Here is a 17,639-nt window from a genome sequence, read left to right as displayed (position 1 = left end):
CACCGGACGGATCGACGACCGCCTCCCTCCCTCGTCGCTTCGTTCGACCGATCTCTCCTCGCTTTCGCCGTGCCCGCCCGCCCCTACTCCGCTTCCGGGGGTCGCTCGCCCGTGAAGACCTCGACGGGATCGAGGTCGCCCGCCGGTTCGAACCCGAACGCCTCCCCGTAGAACGCGAACTCGGCTTCGTGGGCCCGTGCGATGTTGTCGGCGTCGCGGAACCCGTGCCGCTCCTCGGGGAACTCCACGTACGCGTACGGCGTCCCGTTCTCGACGAGCGCGTCGATCATCGCCGTCGCCTGTGCCCGCGGTACGACCTCGTCCTTTCCGCCTTGAAGCAGCAACAGCGGGGCCGTGATCCCCTCGGCGTGATACAGCGGCGAGCGTTCGCGGTACACGTCCTCGGCGGCCGGTAGCGGGCCGACGAGCCCGTCGAGATACCGCGATTCGAACTTGTGGGTCTCCGCGGCGAGCGCCGCGAGATCGGCGACGCCGTAGTAGCTCGCGCCCGCGTCGAACGTGTCGTGGAACGCGAGCGCGCTCAAGACGGCGTACCCGCCGGCACTCCCGCCCGAGATCGCCAGCCGGTCCGGATCGGCGAGCCCCTCCGCGGCCGCGTAGCGGGCGGCGTTCACGCAGTCGAGCGTGTCCCGAACCCCCCACTCGCCCTGTAACGCGTCACGATACGCCCGGCCGTACCCCGTCGATCCGCGGTAGTTCACGTCGAGAACGGCGACACCCCTGGTCGTGAGAAACTGTGTCGACGTCGACAGCGTCGCCTCCGACCGGCTCGTCGGCCCACCGTGAACCGTCACGACCAGCGGCGGCCGTTCCTCGTCGTCCGACGGCGGCGTCACGTCCGGGTTGTGCGGCGGGTAGTAGTGGGCGTACGCGACCGTCTCGTCCGCACCGACCGCGTCGCCGGTCGGGAAGACGACCGGCGTTGGCGTCGACACGTACTCGGGATCGAGGGGGTCGTCGGTGGACTCACGGAGGTGACGGCGGGGGCCGGCCGAGGGGGACCACTCCACCACCGCGCTCGGTGCGTCCGGTCGGTGGCCGACGAAGACGACGTGCTCGCCGTCGGACCGGATCGCCGTCGGTCGGAAGGAGCTGTACGGCAGATCGGGGTCATCGAGCGGGCTCCCAGCGGGCTCGCCGCCGCCGGTCGTCAAGCCGTCCTCCGGAGCGTCAGGGTCGAGCAACCGGAGGCTCGGCTCCCCCGCATCCGTGTACAGCGTCGCGATCCGGCCGTCGTCGAGGAAGGCGTACGTCGAGACCCCCAACTGCCACATCGGCACGCCGAACTCGGCGTCGGCGGGGTGGTAGTTCGCGAGCGAGCCGTCCTCGACCCGATAGAGGTTCCACCAGCCGGTTCTGTCGGAGACGGCGTGGAGGACGCCGTCGGGCGACCACGCCGGCGAGCAGACGGACTCGTCGTCCCCGCCCGCGGCGACCCGTCGGGACCCCTCGACGCGCTCGCCGCTCGCGTCGAGGGCCTCGACGACCAGCTCGGTCCCGTCCCACGGCATGTTCGGGTGGTCCCACCGGAGGTACGCGATCCGGTCGCCGGCGGGCGACGGTCGAGGGGCTGCGTAGAAGTCGTGTCCCTCGGCGATCACGACCGGGTCGGGAAGCGCCGCTTCCGTCTCGTCGTCCGCGTCGGGATGCAGCGGCAACCGGACGATCTCGTTCGCGGGCTCGTCGTCAGTCTCGGGCCCGACGTGGCGTTCCCGAACCGCGTACACGGTTTGGTGGTCCGGCCCGATCGCCACGTCGGCGTACCGGAGCCCGAGCGGCTCCGGCGGCTCGGGCGTGATCGGTGTCGGGTCCACGCTCCCGTCGGCGGGAAGCCGGTACAGGCGCTGGTCGTCCATGCTCGCGACGACTGCCGTGTCGCCGGCAACGGTGAAGTCACCGCCCCCATACTGATGAACTAGCGTTCTTACGTCGAACCCTTCCGGCGTGACCTCCTCGTGTGCCGGAAGATCGCCCGCCCCCCCGAGCGGTGCCCGACAGAGGACGCCACGGCCGCCCTCCGAGGGACGTCGCTCCAGCCAGTAGGCGTTCCCGTCAGCGATCCGGACGCCGGCGAAACCGCGCCCGCCCGCCGCGATGTCCGCCGGTTCGATGGGGGAGGGCCACTCACCGTATGGTGTCGACATGCGTGACCGATCGCCCCGGCCCGTCTTAAGCGTAGCCCGCGGACGGATCGGGAACCGTGTTACCGATCGTCACTTCCGGTGGTTTCGCCCCGTTCGAACCGTGACAACGGGGATCGCACAATGTTTATCACCTCACCCGTGGTGGTCAAAACACTAGAAGAACGAGTACTACACTCGTAGTAGTTGCCGCGGGAGACGAGGTGTCGAGCCGGAACAACCGACCATGATCGACGAACGAGCGGAGCACACGCGAGAAGCACTGACACGAGCGAACACGACGGGAGCGCCCGACACACGCCGACAGGACGCGGACGGCCGAGCGATCGGCGACGACCCGGCGGCTTCGGTGCGAGGGGCCGGCCGGGTCGCCGTCGACGGCGGGCGTCGAACCGGGATCGATGTCCTTCACGTCGAGCCCGACCCGCGCGCGGCCGAACTCCTGAGGGCGTTCGTCGCGTGGGCCGAAGAGGAGGTCAGGGTCCGATCCGCCGACCGCGTCGCGGACGCGCTCGACCTCGTCACCGAGGTCGACTGTGTGGTGACCGAACAGCGCCTCCCGGACGGGACCGGGATCGACCTCGTCGACCGCGCCCGCGAGCACGGTGTCCGAACGCCGGTTTTGTTCCACACCACGTGTCACGACGCGCGGGTGGAGTCCCGCGCGATCGCCGCCGGTGCGGACGCGTATCTCCGGAAACGATCGAACAGGGGACAGTACGATAGGCTCCTCGCTGCGATCCGTGCTCACGCCACGTCTCCACGAAGTTCAAACGTCGACCCCGGCCCGTCACGGCCGGAACGGACGCCACGAGACGCCCCCGGCTCGACGACCCTCCCGGCACGCTCGGAGGAGTAAGACCCCGACGGAACCCTTTTGAACGCCACTGACGTATCCGGAAACAGTATGGGCTTGGGCTCGGACATGTACCGGCAGCAGATCCTCGATCACTACAAGAACCCCCGCAACTACGGGGAGCTCGAGGACCCGGATTTCACCCACGTCGGCGAGAACCCCTCCTGTGGCGACACCATCAAGATGGAGGTCGCGCTCGACGACGCCGAGGAGACGGTCGAGGCAGTGCGGTTCACCGGCGACGGCTGTGCGATCTCGATGGCGTCGGCCAGCATGCTCTCGGAACGGCTCCACGGGATGAGCGTCGCAGAACTGGAGGCGCTCGACACCGAGGACGTCACGGAGATGCTCGGCGTCGAGATATCGCCGATGCGGATCAAGTGTGCCGTGCTCGGCCGGCAGGTCGCACAGGACGGCTCGAAGATCCATCGGGGCGAGCTCGACGCCGACCGGACCCGGACGGAGGAGTGAGGCACCGACACGGGATCGGTCCGTGACGGCTTCGCAACCGCGGCTCCCCGCCAGCGGGTCTCGTCGTCGCTGGTCCTGCCGCCGACCCCCGTTAGCGGTCCCGATATCCGACCACGTCCCCGGATCGAAGCGTCGACCGAGCCCACCGGACTTTTGCGCCTGAAGGGCGTCCGAGGAGGTATGAGCGACGGGTTCGACAAGGAGGCCGAACGCGAGAAGCTCCGCGAGAAGTTCGCGGAGGACGAACGGAAGCGTGAACACACCCAGCGAATGTCCGAGCTGCTCTTACAGGGCGCGACGATGACGAACCGCCACTGCGACGCCTGCGGCGACCCGATATTCCGCCACGACGGCCGAGAGTTCTGTCCGAGCTGTCACGCCACTGAGGACGGATACGCGGTGCCCGACGACGACGGGTCGACGCCGGACGCTGCGGACAACAGGTCCGCGGAGGTCGCTGATGCGCCCGGATCGGACGACGCCATCGGGTCGAGCGGTACCATCGGGTCGAGCGGTACCATCGGGTCGAGCGACCCCACCGGATCGGGCGACCTGACGACGGGCACGCCCAGCGGTGGGACGGCGGGTGCTGCGACGCCGACCGCGGCCGGTGCGGCTGAGGGGATGACCGAGCGCTCGGCGACCGGTTCGGTCGATGGCGTCGACGAGGCGAGAGCGTCGCTGACGCGAACGCTGACTCGCTTCGCCCGAGCGGCGGAGGGAACCGACGACCCGCGTCGCGCACGCGAACACTTGGAGGCCGCACGGGAAGCGGCGGCGACGCTTGCGGCGCTCGATCGGTGATCGATCCGGTCCCGGTCCGGACGTGTTGGACCGATCGCCGAACCGGCGGGACCTCCCGTCCCTACGTCCCGTCCGGGTTCTGCCCGTAGCTCTCGAACTGCTCCTCGACGGTCGCGAGCTGGTCGTCGGTGAGCGTGTGGGGCTCCCCCACGGCTGACGACCGAAGGTAGAGCCGACAGAGGTCCTCGACGTGGTGAGTGTTCTCGATCGCGGTCGACAGATCCGGCCCGGTGACAACGAGGCCGTGGTTCGCCAGAATGGCGGCGTCAGAGTCTGCTTCTGCCATCGCGGCGACGACGTTGACCGCGAGCTCTTCCGTGCCGTACGGGGCGTACTCAACGAGGGGGACCTCGCGGCCGACCGAGACGATCATGTAGTGGATCGGCGGTAGCGACCGATGAAGCGTCGCCATCGTCGTCGCCCACGGCGAGTGGGTGTGAACGATCGCGCCAGGCGCGGCGTGGTCGTAGATCCCGGTGTGCATCGGCACCTCGCTGGAGGGGGCCATTCGGCCCGCCCGACGGTCACCGTCGAGGCCGACGACCGGGACGTCCTCGGCGGTGAACGCGTCGTACGCGACACCGGTCGGGGTGACCGCGAACGCGTCATCGTGACGGACACTCAGATTACCGGTTCGGCCCGGCGTAAGCGCCGCTAGCTCCGGCGCGTGCTCGACGACCGCCTCGCGCTCGTCCCGAAGGAGCGACCGGTCGTCCGTCACGCGATCACCTCCGTCAGCGCCGCGAACTCGTCGACGCGATGGTCGGGTTCGGTGACCCCAGTCAGCGCGTCGGGCGCGGGTGGCTCACGGCTCCCCCCGGTGAACAACACCGAATCCATCCCGACCGCGTTCGCCCCCTCGACGTCTGCGGTCGGGTTGTCGCCGACCATTACCGCGTCGCTCGGGGCGATGTCGAGCGCCGCGAGCATCGTCGTGAACGGAAGCGCGCTCGGTTTCTCCCGGCCGACCTCCTCCGAGGTGACCAGCCGGTCCACGTGGTCGTCGATCCCCAACCGTTCCAGCTTCTCGAGCTGGACACGGGTCGTGAGGTTCGTCACGACGCCGACCGCGGACCCGGACTCCCGGACCGACGCCAACACTTCCGTAACGCCGTCGAAGGGCTCCATCCGATCGATATACCCCTCCCAGTACGCCTCGCCGATCGCGAGCGCGTCGGCGGCGTCGTGGTGGTCCGCGTGCGACCGCAGCGCACGCTTGAAGTAGATGAATCGCTCGTGCGAGGCGGCGGTCCCGCGGAGCTCGCGTTTCGCCTCCTCGCGGCCGGTCGCGTACAGGTCGTCGAACCGGTCACGGTCGATGTCGTATCCCCGCTCGCGGAACGCCGCCAGTGCCGCCCGCTTCCCCGCCTCGTTGCAGGGGGCGTACGGATACAGCGTATCGTCGAGATCGAGGAGGACTGCCTCATAACGCATGGATCGACCCTCGTGGAGCGGCGACTTAAACGTGGTTCGACGCCGGTGGGCGACCACCGTCCGCAACCACTCTTCTCCGTCCCCCACCGTCCCAGCCGACTCCTTTTGTCCGATGTCGAACCACTCGTGTGCGTGTACTGACCACCGCCCCGATCCGGGCGAGACGGGTGTCCGGTGACCCGGTCGGGGAGCGTCGCCGCCGGCTGTCCGCCATCCGCCGATCGCTCGGAGCGTCAGTGCTCCGGCGTTGTGCCCCGACTCACTGCTCGTTCATCGCCTCGCTGGCGATGTTTCGCCCGCGGGAGTTGAGCGTCACCTCCCGCCGGACCCGGACCTCCTCGACGACGTCGAGCTCGATCAGTCGTTCGAACGTCTCCTCGACGACGTCGACGTCGATCCCGAGGAAGGCCGGGATCTCGAACGGGGAGACACCGGAGTACAGCGCCATCAACACTTCTCGGTCCCGGCTCGAGAGGTCGACGTTCGTGGTACTCCGCTCCTCGCCCTTGCGGAGCCACGCTTCGACGAACCGCATTCGCTGTGAGCTCCCTGCGAGGTGTGTCTCGATGCTGGTACCGTCTCCGTCGGTGTGTGACACCTCGATCACCGGCTTCTTTTTTCCGTCGACGGTCCGTTTCGCGGCGTCCAACCCGCTGATATCGTCGAGATCGAACTCGACGAACGCCCCTTGTTCGAGCGCGGCACCGAGCCCGTTCTCGTCGATCTTCACCCGTGCCTGCTGCCACTCGCTCTCCTGAACGACGCCGCCGGCGACCGCCGGGTGTTTCGCCATCAGCGTCCGCTGGTCGAGCAGCGCGCGGTACACGTCCCGCTCGAACGACTCGTGGTCCGCCGCGGCGACGATGAGGACCTGATCGCCTAGGTCAAAACTCACGTAGTTCGAGACTCGCGTGATCGACTGGTTGGCGTCGTGTCGCCCGCCGAGTCCGTTCAGCTGCGAGAGTGGAACGGTCCGTTTCCCGTCGTTACTGGCCAGTATCAGCCGGCGGTTCGACAACAACACCCGCCCGGGCGTCCAGGAGACGTCGTTGACGGGGCGTCCCTCGCGGACGGCGACTGCGAACCGCGCTTGGGTGTCGGCGACCTTGTACTCGCCGTCGCTTCCCGCCATCTACCCACCCCCCGCTCGAAGCTTGGAGACGGCGGAGAACACCCGCTTCCGGACGGCTGCGCTCTCGTCGTCGGTGAGCTCCTCGAGACGGTTCAGCGTCTCCTTCCCGCCGACTGACCCAAGAACGAACACCGCCTTCGCCCGGGCTTCCTCGGGGTGCTCGGTACCGACCCGATCGAGGAGCCGGTCCTCCACGACCGGTCCGCCGAGGCTCTGGAGGCTGGTCGCAGCGAACTGTGCGGTCTGGGGGTCGTCGTCGGCGAGCGCGTCCGCGAGCGCCTCGACGGCCGGCGCCGTGTCCGGGTCCGCGACACGTCCGAGGATCCACGCCGCGTTCCGCCGCTGTCGGCGCTGTTTCCCCTTCGTGAGGATCTCGACGAGGGGGTCGACGACGGTCTCGTCGTCGGCCGCCTGTAGCTCGGAGACGACCCGGTCTCGGACCGTGTGGCTGTGCTCGGTCGGCACGTTCGAGAGCAGCTCGATCACGGAGTACACCGCCGCGTTCCGAACGATCGCGCTCTCGTCGCCAAGCGCCCGTGCCAGCGGCTCCACCGGCTTCGGGTTGTTCGCGTTGCCGAGTGCGCCCGCCGCGATCCGCCGGATCGACTCGTCCGAGTCGTCGAGCAGGTCGAGTAGGGGGTCGAGCGCGCGATCGGTGCCGATACTCCCGAGTGCGTTCGCCGCTGCCCGCCGGACGCGTGGCTCGCCGTCGAGGCGGTCGATCAGTGCCGGGATCGCCCGTGGGTCCGCGAAGGTTCCGCAGGCGTGGCACGCTCGCAGCCGGACACGGGGGTCGGGGTCCGAGAGGGCGTCCACTACCGCCGGTAGAGCGCTGGGTTCGTCGAGCCGTGCGAGCGCGTTTGCCGCCGCGATCCGGAGCTCGGGGCGGTCGGCGTCGAGCGCGCGAGCGAACTTGCGGGCGGTCACCCACTCGGCCTCCGACCCGCTTCCCCCCGTGAGTTCGGTGAGGAGCTGTTCGAGCGCCTCCTGTCCGATCTCGTCGAGGGCGTCGACAGCCGCTCCTCGAACGCCGGGGTCATCGTCCGCGGTGGCAGCTCGGAGCAGCCCGTCGATAGTCGCCTGGTCGTCGACTTCACCGAGCTCGCCGAGGAACTCCACTGCCCGCTTTCGGACCGCGGCGTTGTCGCTCCCCAGCGCGTCCCTAAGCCGTTCGACGTTTCCGTCGCGCGCGTGGCGGTACAGCGACATCAGTGCCTCCGGAACACGCGCCGCCGCTTGTCGATCGGTTCGTACTCGTCGCTTCGGTCCGGCGGGACGCTCTCCGTCATACCCACGACGAGGACGCCCCGATCAGCGAGTGACGCTTCCAGCGTGTCGAACAGTGCCCCCTTGTGCCCGACATCGATGTAGATCAGCAGGTTCCGACACAACACCAACTCGAACGGTCCGCGCGACCCGTCGCGTATGAGGTCATGTGTGTCGAACTCGACGAGTCGACGGGGCTCGGCCCGCACGCGGAAGCTGTCGCCGTCGCGGTCGACGTACCGCTCGGGGTTCGACAGCGGCGCGAGCTCTTCGGCGATATCCGTCGTTCGAGTCGTGTGATAGACCCCCTCTCGGGCGTTCTCGAGCGCCTCCTCGCTGATGTCGCTCCCGAGTATCTCGACCCGCCGCTCGTTGATGTCGGGGTCGTCACACGCCAACATCGCCAGCGAGTACGGCTCCCGTCCGTCCGCACAGGGTGCCGACCAGACGCGGACACGGCGTTTCTCCTCGGTCAGGTCGATCAGCACCTCACGCAGCACCGCCCACATCTCGGGGTTGCGGAAGAACTCGGTCACGTTGATCGTGAGCGCGTCCATCAGTGCTTGCCGCTCCGCTTTCTCCTCGCGGAGGAGCCGCTCGTACTCCGTGTGTGAGTCGGTGTCACGACGGCGCATTCGAGCGGAGATCCGCCGGTCGAGGTACGACTCGTTGTAGTAGCCTGGCTCGAACGGGACGGAGTCGTCGATCTGGCGTAACACCCCGTCGAAGGCGGCGTCCCCGGTCATAGGCTCACCACGTCGAGGACGGCCACGACGTCACCGTCGCCGAGCACTGCGGTCCCGCTGAGTCCCGGCGTCCCCGACAGCGGACCGTCGAGCGGTTTCACGACCACTTCCTCCTGGTCCAACACGCCGTCACAGTGGAGCGCGACCGTCCGGGTGTCCTCACGGATCCGGACGAGCATCCCCTCGTCGTCGGCGCTCGCCCCGCCGTCCGTCGCTGTGGTCGTCGACGAGTCGACCGGGGCCGTGTCCGCGTCGGAACCGGCGTCGACATCGGCATCGTCGGGAGTCGTGGTCCGGCTCGATGCTTCCGATCCGTTCGCCCCTTCGAGCCGCTCGTTTAGCCTGACGACCGGGTAGAGATCGCCCTCGTGTCGGACGATCTCGTCGCCGTGGACCCGCTCGATCCCGTCCGCACGGGACACCTCCGCGATCGATTTGATCGGGATCCCGTACTCGGTGCCGCCGACGTCGACGAACATCACCTTCACGATGGCCACGGTGACCGGTAGCCGGAACGTGACGGTGGTCCCCTCGCCGGGGTCGCTACTAACAGAGACGGATCCGTCGAGGTCCCGCGCGGTAGTCCGAACCACGTCCATCCCCACGCCGCGTCCGGAGACGTCGGTCACCTCCTCCGCCGTCGAGAAGCCCGGGTGGAAGACGAGGTCGTACACCTCGTCGTCGGTCATCGCCTCGACCGCGTCCCGGCTCTCGACGCCCTCGGCGACCGCCTTGTCGCGGAGTCGGTCCGCGTCGAGGCCGCCGCCGTCGTCGTCGACCTCGATGATCACGTGGTCCCGTTCCCGCTCCGCGGTGAGTCGAACCTCTCCTCGCGGGTCCTTCCCGGCCGCCTCCCGCTCGGCGGGGGGCTCGATCCCGTGGTCGACCGCGTTCCGCAGGACGTGTACGAGCGGGTCCCGCATCTCCGTGAGGATCGTCCGGTCGAGCTCGACGTCGTCGCCTTCGATCTCGAACCGTACCTGCTTGTCGAGGTCGCGGGCGATGTCCCGAACCAGCCGCGGGAACGAGTCCGACACCTGTGAGAACGGGATGAGCCGCATATCCATCGCGGTGTCCTGGAGGCTCGACGCGAGCTTGTCCAGCTCGTCTAACGTGTCCGGTTCCGCGTCCGCGCCCTCCAGCTCGCGGCGGAGCTTGATCCGGCTCGTCACGAGCTGTTCGACCAGCCCGTACAGCTCGTCGACTTGGTCGACGTCTACCCGGATCGACTTGATCTCGTCGCGGTTGCTGCCGTCCGTGGTGGTGTCGTCGGCGTCGGCAGTATCGTTGGCGCTATTGGCGTCGGCGGTATCGTTGGCGTCGGCGGTGATGGTGTCCGCGTCGTTTGCGTCGGCGGTGATGGTGTCCGCGTCGTCCGTGGTGCCGTCAGCACCAGCGTCGGTGTCCGGGTCCTCCGCGTTGTTCGTCTCGGCTTCCACGGGAGCTGCCGTCACTGATTCGACCTGCGCGAGCGCGTCGAGCCCCTTCGCGACGACTTCGGGGTTCGCGTCGGCGACGAACACGTCGAACCCGCCGTCGTACTCGCCGGCTTCGAGAGCGTCAGCGTCGGGATCAGTGACGAACCCGTCGAACTGCCCGTCGACAGCCTGCGTGATGAGCGTCGCGTCGACGCCCGGCATGGCGCTGTCCCCGACGGTGACCGCGGCGTAGACGATCTCGTCGCCGAGCTCGGTCGCCCTGTCCGGCAACGGCGGCACCGTGACGTCGGCGTTCGCGGGTTCGTCGACGTCCGTGCTCGTCTCCGCGTTGTCTCCTCCGTCGTTATCCTCGGCGTTTCCGTCTGCTCCGTTCTGCCTGTCACCGCCTTCTGTATCGCCGTGTTCCGTCTCGTCGTGTTCCGTATCGCCGTGTTCTGTGTCGTCGTGTTCCGTCTCGTCGTGTTCCGTCTCGTTGCTCCCTGTATCGCCCGCCGGATCGACCGTTCCGTGTTTCTCGATGGCGCGGAGCCGCGACTCCAGATCCGTGGGATCGGTCGATACCTCCCCGGTGTCGGCGATCTCCGCAACCATTGCTTCGACAGTGTCGACGCCCTCGAATAACAGGTCCATCAGCTCGGGGGTCACTTCCCGATCGCCCGAGCGGACCGCGTCGAGGAGGTCCTCCAGCGTGTGTCCGAACGAGGAGACGTCCTCGTACCCCATCGCGGCGGCGTTCCCCTTCAGCGTGTGGGCGACCCGAAACACGTCGTCCATCGCGGCGTCGTCCGAGGGGTCGGCCTCCAGCGCGAGCAGGGCGTTGTTGAGGTCGGTGATCCCGTCTTCGGCCTCGGCGACGAACGCCGCACGGTGTGAGTCCATCAGGCCGCACCTCCGTCGAAGATCGCACCGGCGACGTCGTCGAGGTCGTGGACCGCGTCGATCACGCCCGTCGCGACGGCGCGCTTCGGCATGCCGTAGATCACACAGGTGTCCTCGCTCTGTGCGATCGTCCGTGCGCCGGCGTCCGCCATCGCGCGGATCCCGATCGATCCGTCCGACCCCATCCCGGTCAGTATCACACCGACCAGCGGGTCGGAGACCGTCCCGGCGGCCGACTCCATCGTCACGTCGACGGCGGGAGTGACCGATCGCGAGTCGTCCTCCGTGAGCTTCACGCGGAGGCGTCCCGCGCGATAGCTCCCGACTTCGAGGTGGTTGCCGCCGCGGGCGACGAGCGCCTCGCCCGCGCCGATCCGCTCGCCGTCAGTCGCCTCACGCACGTCGTACGCGGAAACGCCGTCGAGCCGGTCGGCGAACCGCGACGTGAACGCCTCGGGCATGTGTTGGACGATCAGGACGCGACAGTCCGCCATCGGCAACGAGGCGAGCACGCGCTCGACCGCGTTCGGCCCGCCGGTCGACGCCCCGATCACGACCGTCACGGGGTCCGTTAGGTCCCTGCTCGGGGTCGAGGGCCCCGCGCTGCCACCCGCGTCGGCCTCCACGTCGGCGGCCGCGCCGTCGCGCGTCGCCGCGTCGAGGTCGGCGTCCGCCACCGACCGCACGGCAGCGACGAGCCGGTCAGCCTCGCGGGAGACGCCGGCAGACACCTCGCCACCCGGCTTCGCGAAGAAGTCGACCGCACCGCGCTCGAGCGCCTCGAACGTTACTGCCGCCCCGTCGTCGGTGTGTGCCGACAGCATCAGGATCGGCGTCGGCGTCTCGGCCATGATCCGCTCGACCGCCTCGAGTCCGCCCATTCCGGGCATCTCGACGTCCATCGTCACTACGTCCGGTCGCGTCTCCGCGACGACTTCGAGCGCCTCCGCGCCGTCGCCGGCCTCGCCGACGACCGCCACCCCGGCGTCGTCGAGGAGGTCGGCGATCAGCCCCCGCATGAACGGGGAGTCGTCGACGACGACCACCCGCGGAGCGTGCCCCCGCCCACCGCGTCGATCCGTCGTCCTACTCATGTCCGAGAGACCGCCCAGAATCGGCATAAACCCACGGACCCAGTAATCACCGGTGATAATTCAGGGGACACGGTTATGAGTCGTTTCCACACACCGTCGTGTATGGCAGCCATACAGACGGACGCCGAGCTCACGAAGGTACTGGAGTTCGGCCTCGGCGAGGGAACGTACTGTTTGGACATCGGCGTCATCGACGAGATCGTCGACGCCGGCGAGCTCACGCGGATCCCCAACTCACCCGACCACGTCGAGGGCGTGATGGACCTCCGCGGACGGACGACGACGATCGTCGACCCCAAGACGCTGTTCGATATCGAGGGGACGGGCCCCCGAGAGCGGATCGTCGTGTTCGACGACGACCGGCTCTCGGAGGGCGGCACCGTCGGGTGGATCGTCGATGAGGTGTTCCAAGTTCGTGACGTCGGTGTCGAGGACGTCGACGAGGGCACGACCACGGACGATCAGGGGATCAACGGGATCGTCAAGTCGGACGACCGGTTCGTCGTGTGGGTCGATCCCGCAGTCGACGGGGGCGAGGGCACCGATGTCCCGGTCGACGAGTCGACGACAGCCTAACTCGAATCGGGCGCTTTTGCGTGTGGCCGAGGCGACTCGACGATCACTCGGCGTTCTCACCGCTGAAAACCGGGCGGCAAGGCTTATGCGGAAACCCGCGAGGATCCAGGTATGCGCGTCTCCAGTGGGGTCCCCGGCTTCGACGAGGTGGTCGACGGCGGGTTCCCAGCCGATCGACTGTACGTGGTAAGCGGCCCGCCCGGCAGTGGGAAGACGACGTTCTGTTCACAGTTCGCCGCGCAGGGGGCCCGAAACGGGGACGACGTGCTGTACGTCAGCATGCACGAGACCAAAGCGGGGATCAAACGCGATATGGGCGGCTACGATTTCGGCTTCGACCGCGCCCTGGAAACCGACCGTATCACGTTCTTGGACTCCTTCTCGGCCGACGGTCGTCGGTTCTTCGGACTGCCCGGCGAACGCCGGGATCGGTCCGGCGTCGCTAATCGACTCACTGGGTTCATCAACTCCCGCGACATCGACCGCATCGTCTTCGACTCGACGATGCTGTTGCGATTCCTGCTCGACGACGACGAGGACACCATGATCCAACTCCTCTCGTCGCTTAAACGAACCGACGCGACCACGCTCCTCATCTCCGAGATGACCGATCCGAGCGCGTACTCCGAGGAGCACTACCTCGCACACGGTGTCGTGTTCATGCATAACTACTTGGAGGACGACGGGATGCGCCGCGGACTACAGGTGCTGAAGATGCGTGGAGCGGACATCGATACCGACATCCAAGACGTCGAGTTTACCGACGGTGGACTTCGTGTCGGTGGGGCGGCGACGGTGACCCACTGATGTACGATCGGACCTTCGGCACGGACTGGGAGAAGGCCGAGCTCGACCGCGGGGAGGCAGTCGACCGGGCGTTCGCGCTCGGCGTCGCCGCGGGCTGTGGGAGCGACCGACCGACCGAGCTCGACCGCGTCCTAGCCGCGTTCCCGAGCGCGTACGACCGGAGCCTGGTGGAGCTCGCCTACGACGAGGGACGGACGAAGGCGCTCGAAGCGCCGGTCGACGAGCCCGAGGCGGTGTGGAAGGAGCTCGTCGACGCCGCGGGGACGCCTCGCCGCCCGCCGGTGCCGGCGGCGCTTCCCGGAGCCCTCAGCGAACTGACTCTCACGGAGCGACCGCGGAACGGGCCTCCGTCGTCACTTGACCTCCCGTCGTTCCTCCGAAAGTGATCCCTCGGAAGGGTTTTACCGGACTCGCCCTCAGGTGGGACATATGAGCGTGCTTCCCGAGGCTGTCCTCGACGCCGACAGCGTGCTCATCAGCGGCCCCCCGATGAGCGGGAAGTACGACCTGTTCAACCGCCTTCTCGCCGCGTGGTCGGACGCGCCCATCCTCGTCTCGACCGGCCGCACGGCCGAGAAGGTCCGTACGGACTACGCACGCGCCACGGGCGGCAGCGCCGACGACGTGATCGTTATCGACTGTGTCACGCACCAACAGGGCGACAAGCCCGCGGACACCCCGACCACGAAGTACGTCGGAAGCCCGGGCGACTTGACCGAGATCGGGATCAAGTTCACTGACGTCGTCGAGTCCTCGGCCGGGCTCTCCCGCGCGGTCGGTGTCTACTCGCTGTCGGAGCTGTTGATGTACTGGGAGCCGGAACGGATCTTCCGGTTCACTCGCGTGATGACCTCGCAGGCCTCCGGGCAGGACTGGCCGTTCGTTGGGGTCGTGGGATCGACGACACACGACGAACAGGTGATACACACGCTCCACGAACCGTTCGAGCTCGTGGTGGAGACGCGCGTCGAAGACGACGAGCGCCAGTTCCGCGTCCGTGGGCGGATGGGGCAGCCCTCCGAGTGGATCGGGTTCTGACGCCTCGGTGGAGCGGCAGCAACGACCGACCGCCGGGCGGGGAACCCCGCGATTGGCTTCGGGGGCGATTCAACCGACGAGCTCGAACTCCACGCCGACGGGCGAGGCATCGACGATCCCCCAGTAGACGAACCGGTGCGTACCGGGACCGAGCGGCGGGCAGACGTCGAGCTCGCGCTCGGGAACCGCCGACGTCAACGACTCCTCGTTCAGGCGGAGCGACCAGCTGTACGTCCCGTTCGGGTCGAGCGGGCGTTCCTCGCGCGGGAGCGTCGCGGGAGCGCCGCCGGTCGCTCCCCGGACGTCGAGCCAGCCCTCGTCCGTCCGGCGCTGGATCGAATACGCGTACTCCCCCTCCGTTCTGGCGGTCGCCCCGCCGCTGTTCCGCAACACGAGCCGGAGCGTCGAGCCGTACGTCTCCGAGGTGGCCTCCGTCGAGAGCTCGAAGCGTGTGTCGTCGGTCTCGACGGTTCGCGTCTCGATCGGCTCGTCGAACGGGGCGTCGAGACGAACGAACCCCCCGTCGGGACAGGAGAGGGTCGCGGGCGTCCCGTCGGGACCCTGTGCTCCGTCGCCGGCCGCGAAGTCGAGACAGCCGGCTACGGCCGTCGTTCCGACCGCGGCGACCGCGCCGCCGACCCGGGCGAGCAGCGCCCGTCGTGATCGCGTCATGGGATCCGTACGGGCGGCGACGGTTTCAACCACACGAGTCGGCGGCCACGGAGGGCGTTCGAGCACGGACGGTACGTCGAACCGTCCCGTCGCGTTCGCCGTAGCCCGCGTTCGGAACCGCTTTCCCGTCGGCCGGCACATGGCGGGGTATGGAGCTGTTCGGATCCAGCGGCATTCGGGGGGTCGCGCTGCGCTACCTCACGCCGGAGCTGGTCCTCGACATCGCGAAGGCGGCCGGGACGACCTGGGACGCCGAGCGTGTCGCCGTCGCCCGGGACACCCGGACGACCGGGGAACTGTTCGCCAACGCGGCCGCGAGCGGGCTCGCCGCGGTCGGCTGTGACGTCGACCGACTGGGCGTCGTTCCCACGCCCGCCGTCGGCAACTACTGTGAGTCCACGGGGGTTCCCTGCGTGCTCGTCACTGCCTCGCACAACCCGCCGGAGTTCAACGGCGTCAAGCTCGTCGGCGACGACGGCGTCGAGCTCTCCGTCGACGTGCTCGAACGCGTCGAGCGGCGCGTGCTCGACGACGACTACGATCTGGCGGACTGGCGGGACGCGGGAACGGAGACCCGCGTTGAGGGGGCCGTCGACGACTACGTCGACCAGCTCGTCGCGGCGGTCGACGACGAGTCGATCGCCGACGCCGGGCTCACGGTCGCCGTCGACCCCGGTCACGGCGCGGCGTCCGTGAGCTCCCCGCGGATCTACCGCGAGCTGGGTTGTGACGTGTTGACGGTAAACGCGACCCCGGACGGCCACTTCCCCGGGCGGGAGTCCGAGCCGGTGCCGGAGAACCTGACGGCGCTCTCGCGGCTCGTCGCGACGAGCGACGCCGACGTCGGGATCGCCCACGACGGCGACGCCGACCGCGCGGTGTTCGTCGACGAGACGGGGGCGGTCGTCGACGGCGACACGTCCTTCGCAGCACTGGCCGACGACGCCTTGGAGCCGGGCGACGCCGTCGTCAGCGCGGTCAACGTCTCCCAGCGGCTCGTCGACGTCTGCGACGACAACGACGCGGCACTGGAGCTGACCCCCATCGGCGCGACGAACATCATCACCCGTACCCGCGAGCTCGACGACGAGAGAACGTGGGTGCCGATCGCCGGCGAGGGGAACGGCGGGGTGTTCTTCCCGCCGTACCGGCTCTCGCGGGACGGCGCGTACATCGGTGCGAAGTTCCTCGAGCTACTCGCGGCCGCCGACGGCGCGCCGGCCAGCGAGGTGGTCGCGCCGTACGCGGACTACCACTTCGTGCGGGTCAACGTCGAGTACGACGGGGGAGACGAGCGTGAGGACATGCTCGCCGCCGCCCGCGCCTACGTCGAGACGGCCGACGCGACGCCGAACACGACCGACGGCTATCGCCTCGACTACGGCGACGCGTGGGTGCTCGTTCGACCCTCGGGGACGGAGCCGAAGATCCGTATCTACGCCGAATCCGCCGACGCCGACCGCGCCGAGCGACTCGCCGAGGAGATGCGACAGGCGGTCGAAAGCGGCCGGTAGCGGGGTCCTCGACCCGAACGGAGGTTATAAATCCGACCCCGAGTGGAGACAGCTACTTGTTACCGGTCTGCGTGGATTCACACGACTGCTTATCAACAGTTGAGGCAAGCGTCGGTGTCGGGTTCTCAGCGGTTTATCGCGAACCGGATCCGGTCGATGTGTCACATCGACCGTACGAGAAAACATTTATAACAGTATGTTAGTACTTAGCTATGGACCGACGAGCCCTCCTCTCATTGCTCGGAACCGCCGGTATCGGCGGCTTGGCAGGCTGTTCAACCGCCACCTCGACGACGCCCGAAGTCGCATCGAGCAGCATTCAGGCCCTGGATCGGCGCTGTCGCGACGCCCCGGACGAGTCGGCAACGATCACACCCAGCTCGGACGACGGGACACGGATACGGATCGAAGGGAGTATCGCGGTTCCGCGAGTCGCCGACGGGCTCTCCGTCACCGCGCTGAACGGCGTCGGAGAGCGCGACCGTGACGACGCGGATATGGAGGTCCGTATCGATTTCAACCCGGCCGACTCGCCTCCGAACACGGACCTCCCCGAGTGCGAGGGGGAGATCGCGTACGACGCGGCCGTCGAGTTCACGCACCCGCCAATGGACGTCACCGTTCGACACACCGTCGAGGATGCGGGGTCGTTCACGCTGAAAACGATGGCCACTCGAACGATCACTCGGTAAGCCCTGCCGCGACCGGCTGGTTCGAAGAAGGGTGCGTCCGAGGACACGACTCCGACG

The 17,639-nt window shown here is 68.4% G+C and carries 18 protein-coding genes; 9 read left to right on the top strand and 9 right to left on the bottom strand.

The genetic code is table 11. From position 1 onward, the window contains the following. Positions 1-83 precede the first annotated feature (83 nt). On the bottom strand, positions 84-2,165 hold the full coding sequence (locus ACZ5TV_RS05725) for a prolyl oligopeptidase family serine peptidase (protein WP_379781127.1): 2,082 nt from the start codon (positions 2,163-2,165) through the stop codon (positions 84-86). A 223-nt stretch (positions 2,166-2,388) separates the two neighbouring features. Here ACZ5TV_RS05725 and ACZ5TV_RS05720 point away from each other — a divergent pair, with 223 nt between their 5' ends. From ACZ5TV_RS05720 to ACZ5TV_RS05710, 3 genes are all read left to right on the top strand, one after another. Then, on the top strand, positions 2,389-3,021 hold the full coding sequence (locus ACZ5TV_RS05720) for a response regulator (protein WP_464384220.1): 633 nt from the start codon (positions 2,389-2,391) through the stop codon (positions 3,019-3,021). Positions 3,022-3,069: 48 nt separating this feature from the next. Further along, positions 3,070-3,489, top strand: a complete 420-nt coding sequence (sufU, locus tag ACZ5TV_RS05715) for a Fe-S cluster assembly sulfur transfer protein SufU (protein ID WP_379783671.1) — start codon at positions 3,070-3,072, stop codon at positions 3,487-3,489. 180 nt (positions 3,490-3,669) lie between these two features. Beyond that, positions 3,670-4,293, top strand: coding sequence for an Sjogren's syndrome/scleroderma autoantigen 1 family protein (locus ACZ5TV_RS05710; protein WP_464384219.1), 624 nt, complete (start codon positions 3,670-3,672; stop codon positions 4,291-4,293). Between the two features lie 61 nt (positions 4,294-4,354). On the opposite strand, the gene ACZ5TV_RS05705 is transcribed toward ACZ5TV_RS05710, so the two are convergent. The 7 genes from ACZ5TV_RS05705 to cheB form a co-directional block, all read right to left on the bottom strand. Then, a complete protein-coding gene (locus ACZ5TV_RS05705) occupies positions 4,355-5,014 on the bottom strand; it encodes a class II aldolase/adducin family protein (RefSeq protein WP_379783098.1) in 660 nt (219 codons plus the stop codon). Continuing rightward, complete coding sequence (locus ACZ5TV_RS05700; RefSeq protein WP_379783100.1) at positions 5,011-5,727, bottom strand: HAD family hydrolase; 717 nt, start codon at positions 5,725-5,727, stop codon at positions 5,011-5,013. The genes ACZ5TV_RS05705 and ACZ5TV_RS05700 overlap by 4 nt, the downstream gene beginning before the upstream one ends. A 259-nt stretch (positions 5,728-5,986) precedes the next feature. Then, entirely contained in the window at positions 5,987-6,859 is an 873-nt protein-coding gene (locus ACZ5TV_RS05695; RefSeq protein WP_379783102.1) for a CheF family chemotaxis protein, read from the bottom strand. Continuing rightward, positions 6,860-8,068, bottom strand: coding sequence for a HEAT repeat domain-containing protein (locus ACZ5TV_RS05690; protein ID WP_464384218.1), 1,209 nt, complete (start codon positions 8,066-8,068; stop codon positions 6,860-6,862). Beyond that, complete coding sequence (locus ACZ5TV_RS05685; RefSeq protein ID WP_379782264.1) at positions 8,068-8,871, bottom strand: CheR family methyltransferase; 804 nt, start codon at positions 8,869-8,871, stop codon at positions 8,068-8,070. The genes ACZ5TV_RS05690 and ACZ5TV_RS05685 overlap by 1 nt, the downstream gene beginning before the upstream one ends. Next, complete coding sequence (locus tag ACZ5TV_RS05680; RefSeq protein WP_379782262.1) at positions 8,868-11,189, bottom strand: ATP-binding protein; 2,322 nt, start codon at positions 11,187-11,189, stop codon at positions 8,868-8,870. Before ACZ5TV_RS05680 ends, ACZ5TV_RS05685 begins: the two co-directional genes overlap by 4 nt. Next, complete coding sequence (cheB, locus tag ACZ5TV_RS05675) at positions 11,189-12,283, bottom strand: chemotaxis-specific protein-glutamate methyltransferase CheB (protein ID WP_464384217.1); 1,095 nt, start codon at positions 12,281-12,283, stop codon at positions 11,189-11,191. Before cheB ends, ACZ5TV_RS05680 begins: the two co-directional genes overlap by 1 nt. 102 nt (positions 12,284-12,385) lie before the next feature. On the opposite strand from cheB, the gene ACZ5TV_RS05670 reads away from it, so the two are divergent. The 4 genes from ACZ5TV_RS05670 to ACZ5TV_RS05655 all read left to right on the top strand — a co-directional run bounded on the left by ACZ5TV_RS05670 (position 12,386) and on the right by ACZ5TV_RS05655 (position 14,704). Beyond that, a complete protein-coding gene (locus tag ACZ5TV_RS05670) occupies positions 12,386-12,859 on the top strand; it encodes a chemotaxis protein CheW (RefSeq protein WP_379782859.1) in 474 nt (157 codons plus the stop codon). Between the two features lie 111 nt (positions 12,860-12,970). After that, positions 12,971-13,666: an RAD55 family ATPase gene (locus tag ACZ5TV_RS05665; RefSeq protein ID WP_379782861.1), complete on the top strand. Its 696-nt coding sequence runs from the start codon at positions 12,971-12,973 to the stop codon at positions 13,664-13,666. Next, positions 13,666-14,052 carry a hypothetical protein gene (locus ACZ5TV_RS05660; protein ID WP_379782863.1) on the top strand — a complete coding sequence of 129 codons (387 nt, stop codon included), beginning with the start codon at positions 13,666-13,668 and terminating at the stop codon, positions 14,050-14,052. The genes ACZ5TV_RS05665 and ACZ5TV_RS05660 overlap by 1 nt, the downstream gene beginning before the upstream one ends. Before the next feature lie 43 nt (positions 14,053-14,095). Further along, a complete protein-coding gene (locus tag ACZ5TV_RS05655; protein WP_379782865.1) occupies positions 14,096-14,704 on the top strand; it encodes a DUF7504 family protein in 609 nt (202 codons plus the stop codon). 69 nt (positions 14,705-14,773) lie between these two features. On the opposite strand, the gene ACZ5TV_RS05650 is transcribed toward ACZ5TV_RS05655, so the two are convergent. Continuing rightward, positions 14,774-15,376: a hypothetical protein gene (locus tag ACZ5TV_RS05650; protein WP_464384216.1), complete on the bottom strand. Its 603-nt coding sequence runs from the start codon at positions 15,374-15,376 to the stop codon at positions 14,774-14,776. 149 nt (positions 15,377-15,525) lie between these two features. Here ACZ5TV_RS05650 and glmM point away from each other — a divergent pair, with 149 nt between their 5' ends. Next, positions 15,526-16,890, top strand: a complete 1,365-nt coding sequence (gene glmM / locus ACZ5TV_RS05645; protein ID WP_464384215.1) for a phosphoglucosamine mutase — start codon at positions 15,526-15,528, stop codon at positions 16,888-16,890. Between the two features lie 212 nt (positions 16,891-17,102). Next, on the top strand, positions 17,103-17,582 hold the full coding sequence (locus ACZ5TV_RS05640) for a hypothetical protein (protein WP_379783653.1): 480 nt from the start codon (positions 17,103-17,105) through the stop codon (positions 17,580-17,582). Positions 17,583-17,639 lie beyond the last annotated feature (57 nt).

The sequence above is a fragment of the Halorubrum tibetense genome (genome assembly GCF_055396225.1).
The sequence above is the reverse complement of the archived record's forward strand: the minus strand, read 5'-3'. Positions and strand labels throughout refer to the sequence as shown.

Coding starts and splice junctions, on each gene's coding strand:
- ACZ5TV_RS05655 (WP_379782865.1), top strand. CDS start 14,096: ATGAGCGTGCTTCCCGAGGCTGTCCTCGACGCCGACAGCGTGCTCATC.
- ACZ5TV_RS05690 (WP_464384218.1), bottom strand. CDS start 8,068: ATGTCGCTGTACCGCCACGCGCGCGACGGAAACGTCGAACGGCTTAGG.
- ACZ5TV_RS05670 (WP_379782859.1), top strand. CDS start 12,386: ATGGCAGCCATACAGACGGACGCCGAGCTCACGAAGGTACTGGAGTTC.
- ACZ5TV_RS05640 (WP_379783653.1), top strand. CDS start 17,103: ATGGACCGACGAGCCCTCCTCTCATTGCTCGGAACCGCCGGTATCGGC.
- ACZ5TV_RS05720 (WP_464384220.1), top strand. CDS start 2,389: ATGATCGACGAACGAGCGGAGCACACGCGAGAAGCACTGACACGAGCG.
- ACZ5TV_RS05660 (WP_379782863.1), top strand. CDS start 13,666: ATGTACGATCGGACCTTCGGCACGGACTGGGAGAAGGCCGAGCTCGAC.
- ACZ5TV_RS05700 (WP_379783100.1), bottom strand. CDS start 5,727: ATGCGTTATGAGGCAGTCCTCCTCGATCTCGACGATACGCTGTATCCG.
- ACZ5TV_RS05680 (WP_379782262.1), bottom strand. CDS start 11,189: ATGGACTCACACCGTGCGGCGTTCGTCGCCGAGGCCGAAGACGGGATC.
- ACZ5TV_RS05665 (WP_379782861.1), top strand. CDS start 12,971: ATGCGCGTCTCCAGTGGGGTCCCCGGCTTCGACGAGGTGGTCGACGGC.
- cheB (WP_464384217.1), bottom strand. CDS start 12,283: ATGAGTAGGACGACGGATCGACGCGGTGGGCGGGGGCACGCTCCGCGG.
- ACZ5TV_RS05710 (WP_464384219.1), top strand. CDS start 3,670: ATGAGCGACGGGTTCGACAAGGAGGCCGAACGCGAGAAGCTCCGCGAG.
- ACZ5TV_RS05650 (WP_464384216.1), bottom strand. CDS start 15,376: ATGACGCGATCACGACGGGCGCTGCTCGCCCGGGTCGGCGGCGCGGTC.
- glmM (WP_464384215.1), top strand. CDS start 15,526: ATGGAGCTGTTCGGATCCAGCGGCATTCGGGGGGTCGCGCTGCGCTAC.
- sufU (WP_379783671.1), top strand. CDS start 3,070: ATGGGCTTGGGCTCGGACATGTACCGGCAGCAGATCCTCGATCACTAC.
- ACZ5TV_RS05695 (WP_379783102.1), bottom strand. CDS start 6,859: ATGGCGGGAAGCGACGGCGAGTACAAGGTCGCCGACACCCAAGCGCGG.
- ACZ5TV_RS05685 (WP_379782264.1), bottom strand. CDS start 8,871: ATGACCGGGGACGCCGCCTTCGACGGGGTGTTACGCCAGATCGACGAC.
- ACZ5TV_RS05725 (WP_379781127.1), bottom strand. CDS start 2,165: ATGTCGACACCATACGGTGAGTGGCCCTCCCCCATCGAACCGGCGGAC.